A 16782-nucleotide genomic window follows, 5' to 3' on the forward strand; every position below is an offset into this window, starting at 1 on the left:
CTTCCATTCCTCCTTAGTCAAACGACTGATTGGATTGTGAAGCCTGCTCTCGTATCTTTTCGTATTCTTCCGCCGTGAGATCGTTGAAGAAGAAATTGATCGGGTTGATTTTCTTGCCGTTCTTGATGACTTCATAATGCACATGCGGACCGGTAGAAGATCCGGTATTCCCTACATAGCCTATGATATCTCCTCGCTTTATTTTTTGTCCCGGCCTCACCGCGAACTTGCTCATATGTCCATACAAGGTGGAATACCCATAACCATGATTGATGATGATATGATTCCCATAGCCTCTGCCGTTATATTCCACTTTCGCCACAATGCCATTCCCTGTCGAATAAATTTCTGTTCCGATAGGGGAAGTGAAATCAATTCCCTCATGCATCATATGGGTTTTGTAGATGGGATGAATCCGATAGCCGAAACCGGAAGCCAGTCGGGCAATGCCGCTCTTGGTCACAGGTTGAATGGCGGGAATGGACGCCAGTAATTCCGCTTTCTTTTTTACCAGTTCAAATACTTCGTCGTAAGATTTACTCTGAATATACAATCTCCGGTACAACTTATCCATGGATCGGGAAGTGTTCGTCATCAATTCCGAGTTATCATAGTTGTCGAGATCGCGGTATCGGTTCACTCCGCCAAATCCCGCCTGTCGCACTTCTTCCGGAATCGCCTCTGCTTCAAAAATGACCCGATAGACCTGATCATCCCGCTTCTGAAGGTCGTCCAGCACCGCATATGCCAGATCCATTCGCTGCTGGAGAAGCTCGTATTGCAGGGTGACCGCGCTCAATTCCCGCTTCAACTGCTTTTCTTTCGGTGAATCTAAAAAGGAGTAGGCCAGCAGAAGTACAATCGTTCCGAATACTGCAGCAGTTGAAAGCCAGCCCATTACCCTCAAAAATCTCTTTTTGAAAGTGATTTTAACACGCTCGAATTTCAGCGAATCCGTGTTGAAATAATACTTCGTCTTGGGCATACCTTTTAATTAACTTTGCGCGTCATTACAAAAATAACAGATTTCTCCTACCAAACAGAATGAGTACCCAGACTTCAGCTCAAATACGTCAGTCCTTCCTCGATTTCTTCCAATCCGAAGGCCATACGATCGTTGCTTCAGCTCCGATTGTTGTTAAAAATGATCCTACCCTCATGTTTACCAATGCGGGAATGAATCAGTTTAAAGATATCTTCCTCGGGAACCAACCTGCGTTTGCAAAGCGTGTTGCAAATACCCAAAAATGTCTGCGCGTGAGCGGTAAACACAATGACCTCGAAGAAGTGGGCGTGGATACCTATCACCATACCATGTTCGAGATGCTGGGCAACTGGTCTTTTGGGGATTATTTTAAAGAGGAAGCGATTGAATGGGCCTGGGAACTGTTGACAAAGGTGTATGGGCTTCCCAAGGACAGACTCTACGTGACCGTTTTTGAAGGAGATGAGAAGGAGAAGCTGGCGTTTGATCAGGAAGCTTTTGATTTTTGGAAGAAGTGGATTGCAGAAGACAGAATCTTGCGTGGCAATAAGAAGGATAATTTCTGGGAGATGGGGGAGACCGGTCCCTGTGGCCCATGTTCAGAAATTCATATTGATTTGCGCAGCGAAGAGGAGAGGAAGAAGCTGGATGGTAAACAACTCGTAAATGAAAGTCATCCGCAGGTGATTGAAATCTGGAACAACGTTTTCATGGAGTTTAATCGCAAAGCGGATGGAAGCCTAGAGCCATTGCCTGCAAAACATGTGGACACCGGAATGGGCTTTGAACGTTTATGCATGGCCATGCAGGGAAAAGTTTCAAATTATGATACGGATGTGTTTACGCCAACCATTCATTTTATGGAGAAGGTGTCGGGCATTGCTTATGGGAAGTCGGAGAAGACGGATATCGCCATGCGTGTGATTGCAGATCATATTCGCGCCATTTCTTTTACCATTGCCGACGGACAATTGCCCTCGAACAATAAGGCCGGCTATGTGATTCGGCGAATTTTGCGCAGAGCAGTGCGTTATTGCTTTACCTTCCTCGGGATCAAGGAACCCTTTCTGTATAAATTACTGCCCTTGATTGCCGAACAATTTAAAACTGTCTTTCCGGAGTTAAAAGCACAGGAAGATTTTGTGACTCGTGTTATTCATGAAGAAGAAGCTTCCTTTCTTCGGACACTCGATACCGGTATAAGAAAGTTCGAGGCCTATACCGGAAATCCGATCGCGGGCGACTTCGCTTTCGAACTCTACGATACTTACGGATTCCCGATTGATCTCACGCAGTTGATGGCGCGGGAGAGCAATAAGTCGGTGGACATGGAGGGCTTCAACGCCTGCATGGCTGAGCAAAAGAACCGTTCGCGTCAGGCCACTGCCATGAGTACCGACGACTGGACCACGGTCCGTGAGGAAGATGCGGTGGAGTTTGTGGGATATGAATTGCTGGAATGTCCTTCGGAGATTTTGCGCTACCGGAAAATTAAAAAGGGAAATAAAGAACAATATCAACTGGTGTTGAACCGTACTCCCTTTTATGCAGAGAGTGGCGGACAAGTTGGAGATACCGGTGTGTTGGAATACAATGGAGCGAAAATCCGTATTACCGATACGCAAAAGGAAAATAATCTCATCGTGCATTTTTGTGATCAGCTTCCTGCAGATGTGAATGCGGTATTTACAGCGCGTGTAGATTTTGCACGACGCTCTCTAATCACCCGCAACCATAGCGCGACCCATCTTATGCATGCGGCCCTCCGAAAGGTGCTGGGAACTCATGTGGCACAGAAGGGATCGCTGGTCAATGATGAATATACCCGCTTCGACTTCTCCCATTTTGCTAAAGTGACCGATGAAGAAGTGCATCAGATAGAAGTGCTGGTCAATGAAAAGATTCGCGAAAATATTGCACTCAATGAGCAGCGCAATGTCCCTATTAAACAGGCGCAGGAGAGTGGTGCGATGGCTTTGTTCGGAGAGAAATACGGAGAGTTTGTGCGAATGATCACCTTCGATAGAAATTTTTCAGTGGAGCTTTGCGGCGGTACCCATGTGAAAGCGACAGGGGAAATCGGTTATTTTAAAATTGTTGGTGAGAGTTCTGTCGCTGCCGGAGTTCGACGTATGGAAGCCATCACCGCTGATGTCGCCGAAGCCTGGTTGAATGAACAGCTTTCCGCCTTAGATCAGGTTAAGGAACTGGTAAAAAATCCGAAAGATGTGGTGAAAGGTGTAGAGGCCCTTCTCGAAGAAAATGAATCCTTGCGCAAGCAGCTGGACATTTTACAACTCGAGAAATCCCGTCAGGTAAAAGCAGAACTACTGAAGAAAATCGTTGAAAACGGCGGTGTAAATATGATCGTTGAACAAGTCGACCTGAATGCCGATGCCATCAAAAATATTTCCTTCGAATTAAAACAGCAGGTGGATCATCTCTTTTGTGTCCTGGGTTCTAACGTAGATGGCAAGCCGCACTTATCCGTCATCATCTCCGACTCAGTCGTCGCCGACAAATCCCTCAACGCCACTCAAATCATCCGCACCCTCGCCAAAGAAATCCAGGGAGGGGGAGGCGGACAACCCTTCTATGCCACCGCCGGAGGCAAAAATCCCGAAGGGCTCACAAAAGCACTCGAAGGCGCGAAAAATATTTTTTCTTCGTAAAGTGTTCGTACTCCGCGATAACGTTTTATCGTAACTAGAAACTATCATGATTTGAAAATTTGAAGATGTGTTAATTTGAAGATGTGGTTATTCCAATCCGCGACCATCCGCCAAATCCGCCTTCATCAGTGTTCTCTTTATGTTTTTAGGTTTAATATAATCTTTTGGTTAACCGCAGGGACGCAAGGCCGCTTCGCTGATCGCAAGGGACGCTAGGTTATATGGTTAAATCCGTGACCATCCGTTTGATCCGTTTAATCTGCATTCCCCTTTTTCGGCGCTATCTCCCCTGAAGACGCCATTCCATCATCACATCCCCATCTTCAAACCTGTCTCCCGGATAGGGAGATCGGTACATCTTCAAATCTTCAAATCAACCCATCTTCAAATCTTCAAATCTTCTAATCGGTAAATCTTCAAATTCCCTATATTCGTCAACCAGAGTTAAAATTTATGTCCAAAAAACATCCTTCCGGATTACCCTTCCTCTTCCTGTCTGAAATGTGGGAACGCTTCGGCTATTACCTCATGATTGGCATCTTTACCCTCTATCTCAAAGATGTAAAAGAAGGCTTCGCCATGACTGAGGCAGAGGCCTCCGATCTCTACGGGACCTTTATCGCCCTGGTATTTTTAACCCCCTTCCTGGGCGGACTCATCGCCGACCGGTATTGGGGCTATACAAAAGCCATCGTTATTGGAGGAATCATGATGGGATTGGGATACTGCCTGATGGGTATTCATAATCTTTCCGCGCTCTATGCCGGGATGACCCTCGTGATTTTCGGGAATGGGTTCTTTAAACCAAATATCAGCACCTTATTGGGAAATATTTATTCCACCGACGAGTACCGTCACAGGAAAGATGAAGGATATAACATTTTTTACATGGGGATAAATATTGGTGCATTCATCTGTAATTTCTTTGGTGCGGCTTTACAAATTATGCTGGGCTGGGGCTGGGCCTTTATGGCTGCAGGAGTGGGGATGTTTATCGGCCTTTTTGTGTTCCTGTCGGGAAGAAAACACTATGTTGGATATGATCAGAAAAAAGGAGTACATAAAGACGATATGCCGATGTCAAAAATCGGAGCAGTCGTTTTACTCCCGGTCTTCGTTTTTGGTATTATCGGATGGTTGATACCGGATAATATTTTTGGCAGCGACAGTACCGATGCATTTATCCTGAGTTGCCTTCCCGTGCTTTATTTTTATGGAAATCTTTATTTCACTGCCAAGAAGGAAGAGAAAGGTCCCATCGGTGCGATGCTTGCCATTTTTGCAGTGGTGATTCTCTTTTGGGCGGTATTCAAGCAAAACGGATCAGCGCTGAATACCTGGGCCGACCGGTATACGGATCGCAGTCTGAGTGGAACTACAGCAGAGGTATTTGGTGTGCTGAAGCAATCCAAGGAAATTACTTACGCGAAAGATACAGTGCCGGTCTACGATGAATATTTCCGTTTACAAAAAGTAGATGGAATAGTAAAAGAAGAAGTAAATTATCCGGTCTATTTCCGAAATGAAAATGAATCGAAGCTACCGGAAGAAGGAGAAAGTATCAATGTTTGGGCGACCAACCTCAGTCAATCGATCAACCCCGGCTGGGTGATATTACTCACACCGCTCGTGGTAGCCTTCTTTACCTGGCTGCGCGGGAAGAAAAAGGAGCCTTCCACTCCGGCAAAAATTGCCTACGGATTATTCATCTCCGCGCTCTCGGCATTGGTGATGGTCGCCGCCGCGAAAGCAGGAAGTAACGGAGCAGAGAAAGTGAGTGTATGGTGGCTGATTGGCTGTTACGGGGTGATCACCATTGGAGAATTGTTTTTAAGTCCGATGGGATTGAGTCTGGTCTCGAAACTGAGTCCTCCGCGGATCACAGCACTCATGATGGGTGGCTGGTTCCTGAGCACCTCCATCGGAAACAAGCTCAGCGGTGTACTGGCCAGCTTATGGGATAAATACGAAATGAAAACCGACTTCTTCCTCTTCAACTGTTTCCTCTTACTCGTCGCCACCGCCATTGCCTTCTCCATGCTGAAATGGTTGAATCGGATATTTAAAGCGAATACTTAAACAGGGGTTTTTAGAAATAGCAGCATCAGGGTCAAATCGTACCGCACCTTTGCATTTTAACCTGATTATCCGGCACCTTTTCCGGTGATTACCGGCGTTCCGGTTGGGTCGATCGCCCAATGTTACCACATGTTTAAATTTTCTTACTAAACATTGCGGTAATTCGTTGATTTTCTTTACTTTTATTTGAAATTTTACGATCATGAAAAACCTGTGCCTGACTTTCGCTCTGTTTATTGCTTTGTTTTCTTTCAGCAATGCCCAAGAAATTGAATGGCAGAATACGATTGGAGGGAATGATCAGGATAGATTGTACTCTATCCATCAAACCACCGACGGAGGCTATATCTTAGGTGGGTCGTCCAAGTCAAATATTTCCGGTGATAAGACAGAAAACTGTATTGGAAATCTTGATTACTGGATTGTCAAGGTGGACTACCAGGGAGTGATCCAATGGCAAAACACGATTGGGGGGAATTCTGTTGATGATTTGTACTCCATCCAACAAACCACCGACGGAGGCTATATTTTGGGTGGTCGGTCTGGTTCAAGTATATCCGGTGATAAGACTGAAAATCACATTGGAGGAGGTGGTGACTACTGGATAGTCAAGGTGGATTCCCAAGGAGCTATACAATGGCAGAATTCGATTGGAGGGAGTGGTCCAGAATTTTTGAATTCAATTCAGCAAACCGCGGATGGAGGCTATATTTTAGGTGGGTATTCAAGCTCCAACATTTCCGGTGATAAGACGGAAAATTGTTTTGGTAGTAATGATCTTTGGATAATCAAGGTGGATTCTCAGGGAGCTATTCAATGGCAGAATACGATAGGGGGGAGCGATAATGACAGACTGAATTCAATCCTACAATCAACTGATGGGGGCTATATGTTAGGTGGGTATTCAAACTCCAATATTTCCGGTGATAAGTCGGAAAATTGTGTTGGACTAAATGATTACTGGATCGTCAAGTTAAATTCACTGGGCGTAATTGAATGGCAGAATACGATTGGAGGTAGTGATGATGATAATTTATATTCAATTCAACAAACTACCGACGGTGGCTATGTTTTGGGTGGAAGTTCCAGATCAAATATTTCTGGTGATAAAACGGAAAATTGTAATGGTGGTATTGATAACTGGATTGTCAAGGTCGATTCTCTGGGAGGTATCCAATGGCAAAATACGATTGGTGGGAGTTTCGATGATGAATTATGGTCGATTCAACTTACGTCCGACGGTGGCTGTATTTTCGGTGGCTGGTCTTTGTCAAATATCTCCGGTGATAAGACGGAAAATTGCTATGGTAATTGGGATTACTGGATTGTCAAGGTTGATTCTTTGGGAGACATCCAACGGCAGAATACAATTGGTGGGAATGGCTGGGATTTCTTGTTCTCCATTCAGCAAACCACCGACGGAGGCTATATTTTGGGTGGATATTCAGCCTCAAATATTTCTGGGGATAAGAAGGAAAATTACATAGGAGGATCTGACTACTGGATCGTCAAACTCACCGATAAATACAATCTGCTAACAGGAAAACTATTCGCAGACCTCATCAGCAACGGCCTTCAGGATATCGGCGAACCACCACTTGCCGCTCATAAGATTACCGAACAAAATACCGGACGTTTTGTATTCAGTGATCAAAACGGAAACTATTCAGTTCTTGTTCTTGATTCTGGAAATTTCACCGTGTCTCCCCAATCAATAAACTGGTATAACCCTTCTCCAATATCTCATACAGCCACTTTCACCACCATCCACCAAACCGACTCCCTCAACGATTTCGCCTACCAACCGCAAGGAACATTCGAAGATGTTTGTATTACCATTACTCCTCTCGGAAATTTCCGCAGCGGCTTCAATGCAAGTTATATGATCAGTTATGGAAACTATGGTAACACTACAGTTTCACCCACCGTGTACTTTTATCCCTACAACAACGTCACCTTTCAATCCGCAACAGTTACACCGAGTCAAATCACACCAGATTCGGTGATTTGGAGTCTCCCGGCATTAACACCCTTCCAAACAGGCAGCATCATCGTCACCGTAAATGTCAACCCCGGACTCCCCATCGGCACACTCATCAACAGCAGCGCACACATCGAACCCTATGCCACCGATGATAATCCGAGCTGCAACAACAGCAATTTGGAAGTGTACACTACAGGCTCCCTTGATCCGAATGATATCCTCGTGAATGAAGACACCCTCACCTCCACCCAACTCAGCAACGCCCCCTGGTTAGAGTACATCATCCGCTTTCAAAACACGGGTAACGATACAGCCTTCGCGGTTAAAATTCTAAATCCGATTGATACCAACAAACTCAATCTCTCCACTTTTGAATTCACCAACGCATCGCATCCCGTCAACCTCAACTGGATCAACTACCAGCGCAACATGGAGTTCAAATTTGAAAATATTCTACTTCCCGATAGCAACACCAACGAACCCCTCTCGCATGGATTCGTTCGCTATCGCATCCAACCCAAAACAAATCTCACCGCCGGCGATTCCATCACCAACTTCGCCGCCATCTACTTCGACTTCAACGAACCCGTCATCACCAACACGGCGAAAACAATTATTATTCTCCCCACCGGAATTGCAGCTGCATCTCCAGCACAAGGAAAATTGCATGTCTTCCCCAATCCCGCAGAGAATACAATCAACATCTCCGGAATTCAATTAGAGAATGGAAAGGCGCAGTTGAGGTTGATGGATATTTATGGAAAGTTAATTCTTGAGAAAACGGTCACAACTACAACTCCAACACTGGAAACAAACCAGCTCTCTAATGGGGTCTATCTGATACAATCAGGGGGGATGAGGGCGACGTTTGTGAAGCAGTAATAAATGAATTGTAATTTTAAACTGAACTATCAATATTTATATTAATATGGAAAATTTCATTCAAAGGCTATTTATCAAATTAATACTGATTTTGTTTATTAATACATCACCGGTATTTGCTCAGGAAATTGAATGGCAGAATACGATTGGGGGAAACTTGAATGATGTTTTAAACTTTATTCAGCAAACCACAGACAAGGGGTATATTTTAGGTGGAAGTTCAACGTCCAACATATCAGGAGATAAGACGGAAAATTGTTTAGGTGATTTTGATTATTGGATCGTTAAAATTGATTCTAAAGGAAATCTTCAATGGCAAAAGACGATTGGAGGGAGCAATGAAGATCGATTATACTCTATTTGTCAAACTAGCGACGAGGGGTATATCCTTGGCGGTTATTCTGATTCTAACATCTCTGGTGACAAAACTGAAAACTGCAAGGGACTTAGTGATTACTGGATCGTTAAAGTGGACTCATTGGGTTTAATCCAGTGGCAAAATACAATAGGAGGAAGTAGTTTTGATCAGTTGGGCGATTTTCAGCAAACGACAGACGGGGGATATATTTTGGCTGGTACTTCACAATCAAATATTTCCGGAGATAAAACGGAAACTAGTATAGGACAAAATGATTACTGGATTGTAAAGGTTGATTCGATTGGAAATATCCAATGGCAGAATACGATTGGCGGAGGCTCCTCGGAATATTTAAATTCCATTCAACAAACCACCGACGGGGGCTATATTTTAGCTGGGACCTCACAATCTAATATTGGCGGTGATAAAACAGAATATGGTTTCGGGTTTTTTGATTACTGGATTGTAAAGGTTGATTCACTGGGAGATATCCAATGGGAGAATACTATTGGAGGAAGCCTAGTGGATTATCTATATTCAATTCAACAGACCACCGATGGGGGCTATATTTTTGGTGGAAAATCTGGTTCAGGAATTTCCGGCGATAAAACGATAACCACCAATGGAGGTTTTGATTTCTGGATTGTTAAGGTTGATTCTCTGGGAACTATTCAATGGCAGAAGTCGATTGGTGGGAGTGAATATGAAGAATTGCGCTCTATTCAAAAAACCACCGACGGAGGTTATGTACTGGGCGGATGGTCATTGTCCAATATCTCAGGTGATAAGACTGAAAATAGCAACGGATCTCTGGATTACTTGATCGTCAAGGTTGATTCCATGGGAGCTATCCAATGGCAGAATACGATTGGCGGAAGCCTAGCAGATTATTTATATTCAATTCAACAAACCACCGACGGTGACTATATTTTGGGCGGTCATACATCTTCCAATATCTCAGGAGATAAGATAGAGAATAGCTTGGGAAGTTCTGATTATTGGATTATAAAACTTACAGACAATTTTAATTTAATTAAAGGAAAGTTATTTGCTGACTTAAACAGCAATGGCATTCAAGATAGTGGCGAACTCGGTTTGCTAACGAGGAAAATTATTGAGCAGAATACAGGTCGTTTTAGTTTCAGTGACCAAAGTGGTAATTTTTCACTTGTGGTAATCGATTCGGGAAACTTCACTATATCACCGCAATCAATAAACTGGTATAACCCTTTTCCTGTATCTCAATCAGCCACCTTCACCACCATCCACCAAACCGATTCCTTCAACGACTTCGCCTTCCAACCGCAAGGAACTTTTGAAGATGTCTGCATTACAATCACTCCACTCGGAAATTTCAGAAGTGGATTCACTGCAAGTTACATGATCAGTTACGGTAATTATGGAACCACTACTGTTACACCAACAGTTTATTTTTACCCGTATAACAACGTCACCTTTCAATCAGCAACAGTAACTCCAAACCAAATCTTTCCTGATTCAGTGATTTGGAATCTCCCCGCATTAACACCATTCCAAACCGGCAGCATTATTGTCACCGTAAACGTAAACCTTGGTCTCCCCATTGGCACACTCATCAACAGCAGCGCGCACATCGAACCCTATGCCACCGATGATAACCCCAGCTGCAATAACAGCAATTGGGAAGTGTACACCACCGGCTCCTTTGATCCGAATGATATTCTGGTTAACGAAGACACCCTCACCACCACGCAACTCAGCAATGCACCCTGGTTAGAGTACAGCATCCGCTTTCAAAATACCGGTAACGATACAGCATTCACCGTAAAAATTTTAAATCCGATTGATACCAACAAACTCAACCTCTCCACTTTTGAATTCACCAACGCCTCGCATCCCGTCAACCTCAACTGGATCAACTACCAGCGCAACATGGAGTTCAAATTCGAAAATATTCTCCTGCCCGATAGCAACACCAACGAACCCCTCTCGCATGGATTTATTCGTTACCGCATCCAACCCAAAACAACCCTCACCGCCGGCGATTCCATCACCAACTTCGCCGCCATCTACTTCGACTTCAACGAACCTGTCATCACTAACACGGCTAAAACCATCATCATTCTCCCCACCGGAATTGCATCTGCATCACCTGTACAAGGAAAATTGCATGTCTTCCCAAATCCGGCGGAGAATTCTATCAACATCTCCGGAATTCAATTGGAGAATGGAAAAGCGCAGTTGAGGTTGACGGATATTTATGGGAAGTTGATTCTTGAGAAAACGGTGACAACTACAACTTCAACAATAGAAACAAATCTGCTCTCTAATGGTGTCTATCTGATTCAATCAGGGGGTAGGAGGGCGACGTTTGTGAAGCAGTAAAACGTGATTTATAATTTTAAACTTAACCATCAAAATTTATTCTAACATGGAAAATTTCATTCAAAGGCTATTTATCAAATTAATACTGATTTTATTTATTAATACATCATCGGTATTAGCTCAGGAAATCCAATGGCAGAATACGATTGGGGGGAGTAAAATAGATGGCATGTTTTCAGTTCAAAAAACTAATGATGGGGGATTTATTTTGGGCGGCCATTCAGACTCAAACATTTCTGGAGATAAAACGGAAAATAGTTTCGGTTATTGGGATTACTGGATTGTAAAAACGGATTCACTGGGTAATATTTGGTGGCAAAATACAATAGGCGGGAGTGCGGGTGATGTGTTAAACTCTGTTCAACAAACTTCAGATGGCGGTTACATTTTAGGAGGATATTCTTACTCAAGTATAGGGGGCGATAAATCCGAGAATTCTTTAGGAGTTTGTGATTATTGGGTATTGAAAACTGATTCCGTAGGAAATATACAATGGCAGAATACTATTGGTGGTAGTAATTGGGATGTGTTATTCACCGTACAGGAAACTGTAGATGGTGGATTTATTTTAGGAGGAGAGTCTACATCTAATATTTCTGGAGATAAATCTGAAAATAGTTTAGGTTTGAAAGATTATTGGGTTGTGAAAATTGACTCAGTTGGTAATATACTTTGGCAAAACACAATTGGTGGAAATGACAATGATATTTTGACATCAATTCAACAAACTACTGATGGAGGATATATTCTTGGTGGTTATTCTATATCTGATATCTCTGGAGATAAAACGGAAAATAGTTTCGGTATTTGGGATTACTGGATTGTAAAAACGGATTCACTGGGTAATATTCAGTGGCAAAATACAATAGGCGGGAGTGCGGGTGATAAATTAAACTCTGTTCAACAAACTTCAGATGGCGGCTATATTTTAGGTGGATATTCGGAATCTAATATCTCAGGAGTTAAAACAGAAAATTGTTTTGGTGATGAAGATTATTGGATAGTGAAAACTGACTCCATTGGAAATATACAATGGCAGAAAACAATTGGAGGCTCTTTTGAGGATTATTTGATTTCAGTTAAACAAACTGACGATAGGGGGTATTTTTTGGGTGGACATTCATTGTCTAACATCTCTGGAAGTAAGACAGAAAATTCTATAGGAGATTCGGATGCCTGGATCATTAAAACAGATTCAATAGGAAAGATTGTTTGGCAAAATACAATTGGTGGAAGTTTAGAGGAAAGCCTATTTTCTCTTGATATAACCTCTAATAAGGAATATGTCTTTGGCGGAAAGTCTGATTCAAACATTTCTGGAGATAAGTCCGAAAATAGTTTAGGAAATTTTGATTATTGGGTTGTCAAACTAACAGATAAATGCAATCTGATTACAGGAAAACTATTTTCAGATTTAAACAGCAACGGAATTCTTGAAAGCGGAGAATCACCAATACTAGCACGAAGAATTACCGAACAAACTTCAGGTCGTTTCACCTTCACCGATCAAGACGGAAACTATATCTTATCAGTACTCGACAGCGGAAATTTCACCGTTTCTCCTCAATCAATAAACTGGTATAACCCTTCTCCCGTATCTCATCCAGTCACCTTCACCGCCATCAACCAAACCGATTCACTCAACGACTTCGCCTACCAACCGCAAGGAACTTTTGAAGATGTATGCATTACTATCACTCCTCTCGGAAATTTCCGCAGCGGATTCAACGCAACTTATATGATTTCTTATGGTAACTATGGTACTACCACAGTAACAAATCCGATCGTATATTTTTACCCATACAGTAATGTGACCTTTCAATCCGCAACACTTACCCCAAGTCAAATCACACCTGATTCAGTAATTTGGAATCTCCCGGCATTAACCCCCTTCCAAACTGGCAGCATCATCGTCACAGTAAACGTCAACCTCGGACTCCCCATTGGTACACTCATCAACAGCAGCGCGCATATCGAGCCGTATGCCACCGATGATAACCCCAGTTGCAACAACAGCAATTGGGAAGTGTACACCACCGGCTCCTTTGATCCCAATGATATTCTCGTGAACGAAGATACCCTCACCACCACCCAACTCAGCAACGCGCCCTGGTTAGAGTACATCATCAGCTTTCAAAACACCGGCAACGATACGGCCTTCACAGTGAAAATTCTGAATCCGATTGATACCAACAAACTCAACCTCTCCACTTTCGAATTCACCAACGCCTCGCATCCCGTCAACCTCAACTGGATCAACTACCAGCGCAACATGGAGTTTAAATTTGAAAACATTTTATTAGTCGATAGCAACACCAACGAACCTCTCTCGCATGGCTTTGTTCGCTATCGCATCCAACCCAAAACAACCCTCACCGCCGGCGATTCCATCACCAACTTCGCCGCCATCTATTTCGACTTCAACGAACCTGTCATCACCAACACCGCAAAAACAATTATCATTCTCCCCACCGGAATTGCATCTGCATCACCAACACAAGGAAAACTCCTTGTCTTCCCAAATCCTGCCGAGAATACAATTAACATCTCCGGTATTCAATTGGAGAACGGGAAAGCGCAGTTGCGGTTGACGGATATTTATGGGAAGCTAATTCTTGAGAAAACGGTGACAACTACAACTTCAACACTCGAAACAAATCAACTCGCTAATGGTGTTTATCTGATTCAATCGGGGGGGATGAGGGCGACGTTTGTGAAACAATAACCTTTAATGCTACTTACTATGAAAAATAATTGCTTGGATATTCCTTCAAAGTTTGTCTCCTTTTTTACAAGAGTGACATTGCTTTTATTGGTTAGTGCATCAACTTTGTATTCTCAGGAAATTGAATGGCAGAATACGCTAGGCGGGAGTCTTGATGATAGACTATACTCTGTTCATCAAACAATTGATGGTGGCTATATTTTGGGGGGATATTCCAGCTCAAGTATTTCCGTTGACAAGACCGAGAATTATCTTGGAGGTTTTGATTACTGGATCGTTAAAACCGATGCAGTCGGGAATATTCAATGGCAAAATACAATTGGTGGTAGTGCCACTGATTATTTGCACTCAATAAAGCAAACTTATGATGGAGGTTATATATTAGGTGGTTCTTCCTATTCAGGTATTTCTGGAGACAAGACTGAGAATCCTGTAATTACTGTTGGGTGGAGAGATTACTGGATTGTAAAAATCGATGCAATTGGGAATATCCAATGGCAGAATACAATTGGAGGATCTAATGATGATATTTTAAATACAATTCAACAAACTTTTGATGGAGGTTATATTTTGGGGGGATGGTCTCATTCAAACAACTCGGGGGATAAAACGGAAATTGGATTTGGATTGTATGATTACTGGATTGTAAAAGTTGATGGGGTGGGGAATATACAATGGGAGAATACGATTGGAGGAAATGACTATGATTGGTTGAGGTCTATTGTACAAACATCAGATGGGGGCTATATTTTAGGTGGAAGTTCCTTATCAAATATATCTGGGGATAAAATAGAAAATAGTGCTAACGCGGATTATTGGATCTTAAAAATCGATTCTATAGGAGATATTCAATGGCAAAAGACAATTGGTGGAGTTCAAAGTGATCAATTATACTCTATTCAACAAACTACAGATGGGGGGTATATTTTGGGTGGTTTTTCTGATTCACCTATCTCAGGAGATAAAACAGGGGATGTAATTGGTAGCAGTGGGTACTACGATTTTTGGATTGTAAAAACCGATGGGGCAGGAAATGTCCAATGGCAGAACACTATTGGAGGGAGTAAATATGATAGATTGTTTTCAATGCAGCAAACTGCTGATGGTGGTTATATTTTAGGTGGAACATCAGAATCCAACATTTCCGGAAATAAAACTGAACTTAATTTGGGTGATACAGATTACTGGATTGTGAAAACTGATTCAATGGGGAATATTCAATGGGAGAATACTATTGGGGGTGGTAATTCAGATGAATTGAATTCAATTGAGCAAACATCTGATGGGGGTTATATAATAGGCGGGTATACTCTGTCGGACATCTCTGGAGACAAGACGGAAAATTGTTTAGGATATAGCGATTACTGGATCATAAAACTTACAGATAAGTTCAATTTAATAACTGGCAAGTTGTATGTTGATTTAAACAACAACGGGAATCAGGACAGTGGAGAACTGCCATTTACCGCACACAAGATCATCGAACAAAATACCGGACGTTTCACTTTCAGCGATCAGAATGGTAATTATAGTTTGTCGGTTCTTGATACTGGAAATTTTACAGTATTACTTCAATCAATAAACTTGTTTAGTCCTCTTCCTTCAACCCAATCAGCCACCTTCACTGCCATCAACCAAACCGATTCCCTCAACGACTTCGCCATCCAACCGCAAGGAACTTTTGAAGATGTTTGTGTTAAGATCACTCCTCTCGGAAATTTCCGCAGCGGTTTCACTGCAAGTTATATGATCAGTTATGGAAACTATGGAAATACCACAGTTACACCAACAGTTTATTTTTACCCATACAGCAATGTCACCTATCAATCAGCAGCAGTAACCCCAAACCAAATCTTTCCTGATTCTGTAGTATGGAATCTCCCCGCATTAACACCCTTCCAAACCGGCAGCATCATCGTCACCGTAAATGTCAACCTCGGACTCCCCATCGGAACCCTCATCAACAGCAGTGCGCATATCGAGCCGTATGCTACCGATGATAACCCCAGCTGCAACAACAGCAATTGGGAAGTGTACACCACCGGCTCCTTTGATCCGAATGATATCCTCGTGAACGAAGACACCCTCACCACCACACAACTTGCCAGCGCCCCATGGTTAGAGTACATCATCCGCTTTCAAAACACGGGTAACGATACAGCCTTCACCGTAAAAATTTTAAATCCGATTGATACCAACAAACTCAATCTCTCCACTTTTGAATTCACCAACGCCTCGCATCCCGTCAACCTGAACTGGATCAACTACCAGCGCAACATGGAGTTTAAATTTGAAAACATTCTCCTCCCCGATAGCAACACCAACGAACCCCTCTCTCACGGCTTTGTTCGTTATCGCATCCAACCCAAGACCACCCTCACCGCCGGCGATTCCATCACCAACTTCGCCGCCATCTATTTCGACTTCAACGAGCCGGTGATCACCAACACCGCGAAAACAATCATCGTTCTACCCACCGGAATTGCAGCTGCATCACCATCACAAGGAAAATTGCATGTCTACCCAAATCCCACAGAGAATACAATTAACATCTCCGGTATTCAATTGGAGAATGGGAAAGCGCTGTTGAGATTGACGGATATTTATGGGAAGTTAATTCTTGAGAAAACCGTCACAACCACAAATTCAACACTCGAAACAAATCTACTCTCCAATGGGGTCTATCTGATTCAATCAGGGGGTAAGAGGGCGACGTTTGTGAAACAGTGACCT

At 43.0% G+C, this 16782-nt stretch carries 7 protein-coding genes; 6 read left to right on the forward strand and 1 reads right to left on the reverse strand.

What is annotated here, in order from left to right; all coding sequences use genetic code 11:
* Nucleotides 1-13: 13 nt before the first annotated feature.
* On the reverse strand, nucleotides 14-985 hold the full coding sequence (locus IPJ86_09080; GenBank protein MBK7887438.1) for a M23 family metallopeptidase: 972 nt from the start codon (nucleotides 983-985) through the stop codon (nucleotides 14-16).
* A gap of 59 nt (nucleotides 986-1044) precedes the next feature.
* On the opposite strand from IPJ86_09080, the gene alaS reads away from it, so the two are divergent.
* From alaS to IPJ86_09110, 6 genes are all read left to right on the forward strand, one after another.
* Nucleotides 1045-3657, forward strand: coding sequence for an alanine--tRNA ligase (gene alaS, locus IPJ86_09085; GenBank protein ID MBK7887439.1), 2613 nt, complete (start codon nucleotides 1045-1047; stop codon nucleotides 3655-3657).
* Between the two features lie 453 nt (nucleotides 3658-4110).
* Nucleotides 4111-5736, forward strand: coding sequence for an MFS transporter (locus tag IPJ86_09090; protein MBK7887440.1), 1626 nt, complete (start codon nucleotides 4111-4113; stop codon nucleotides 5734-5736).
* Nucleotides 5737-5938: 202 nt separating this feature from the next.
* The gene (locus tag IPJ86_09095) at nucleotides 5939-8602 is read left to right on the forward strand and encodes a T9SS type A sorting domain-containing protein (protein ID MBK7887441.1); all 2664 of its coding nucleotides are present in this window, start codon (nucleotides 5939-5941) and stop codon (nucleotides 8600-8602) included.
* Nucleotides 8603-8648: 46 nt separating this feature from the next.
* Nucleotides 8649-11324: a T9SS type A sorting domain-containing protein gene (locus IPJ86_09100; protein MBK7887442.1), complete on the forward strand. Its 2676-nt coding sequence runs from the start codon at nucleotides 8649-8651 to the stop codon at nucleotides 11322-11324.
* Nucleotides 11325-11370: 46 nt separating this feature from the next.
* Complete coding sequence (locus IPJ86_09105; protein ID MBK7887443.1) at nucleotides 11371-14049, forward strand: T9SS type A sorting domain-containing protein; 2679 nt, start codon at nucleotides 11371-11373, stop codon at nucleotides 14047-14049.
* A gap of 18 nt (nucleotides 14050-14067) precedes the next feature.
* On the forward strand, nucleotides 14068-16779 hold the full coding sequence (locus tag IPJ86_09110) for a T9SS type A sorting domain-containing protein (protein ID MBK7887444.1): 2712 nt from the start codon (nucleotides 14068-14070) through the stop codon (nucleotides 16777-16779).
* Nucleotides 16780-16782 lie beyond the last annotated feature (3 nt).

Source organism: Bacteroidota bacterium, assembly GCA_016713925.1.
Taxonomy (GTDB): domain Bacteria; phylum Bacteroidota; class Bacteroidia; order AKYH767-A; family OLB10; genus JAJTFW01.

Bases quoted from the DNA above. Each gene is read 5' to 3' on its own strand.
- IPJ86_09080 (MBK7887438.1), bottom strand. From the start codon at position 985: ATGCCCAAGACGAAGTATTATTTCAACACGGATTCGCTGAAATTCGAG.
- alaS (MBK7887439.1), top strand. From the start codon at position 1,045: ATGAGTACCCAGACTTCAGCTCAAATACGTCAGTCCTTCCTCGATTTC.
- IPJ86_09090 (MBK7887440.1), top strand. From the start codon at position 4,111: ATGTCCAAAAAACATCCTTCCGGATTACCCTTCCTCTTCCTGTCTGAA.
- IPJ86_09095 (MBK7887441.1), top strand. From the start codon at position 5,939: ATGAAAAACCTGTGCCTGACTTTCGCTCTGTTTATTGCTTTGTTTTCT.
- IPJ86_09100 (MBK7887442.1), top strand. From the start codon at position 8,649: ATGGAAAATTTCATTCAAAGGCTATTTATCAAATTAATACTGATTTTG.
- IPJ86_09105 (MBK7887443.1), top strand. From the start codon at position 11,371: ATGGAAAATTTCATTCAAAGGCTATTTATCAAATTAATACTGATTTTA.
- IPJ86_09110 (MBK7887444.1), top strand. From the start codon at position 14,068: ATGAAAAATAATTGCTTGGATATTCCTTCAAAGTTTGTCTCCTTTTTT.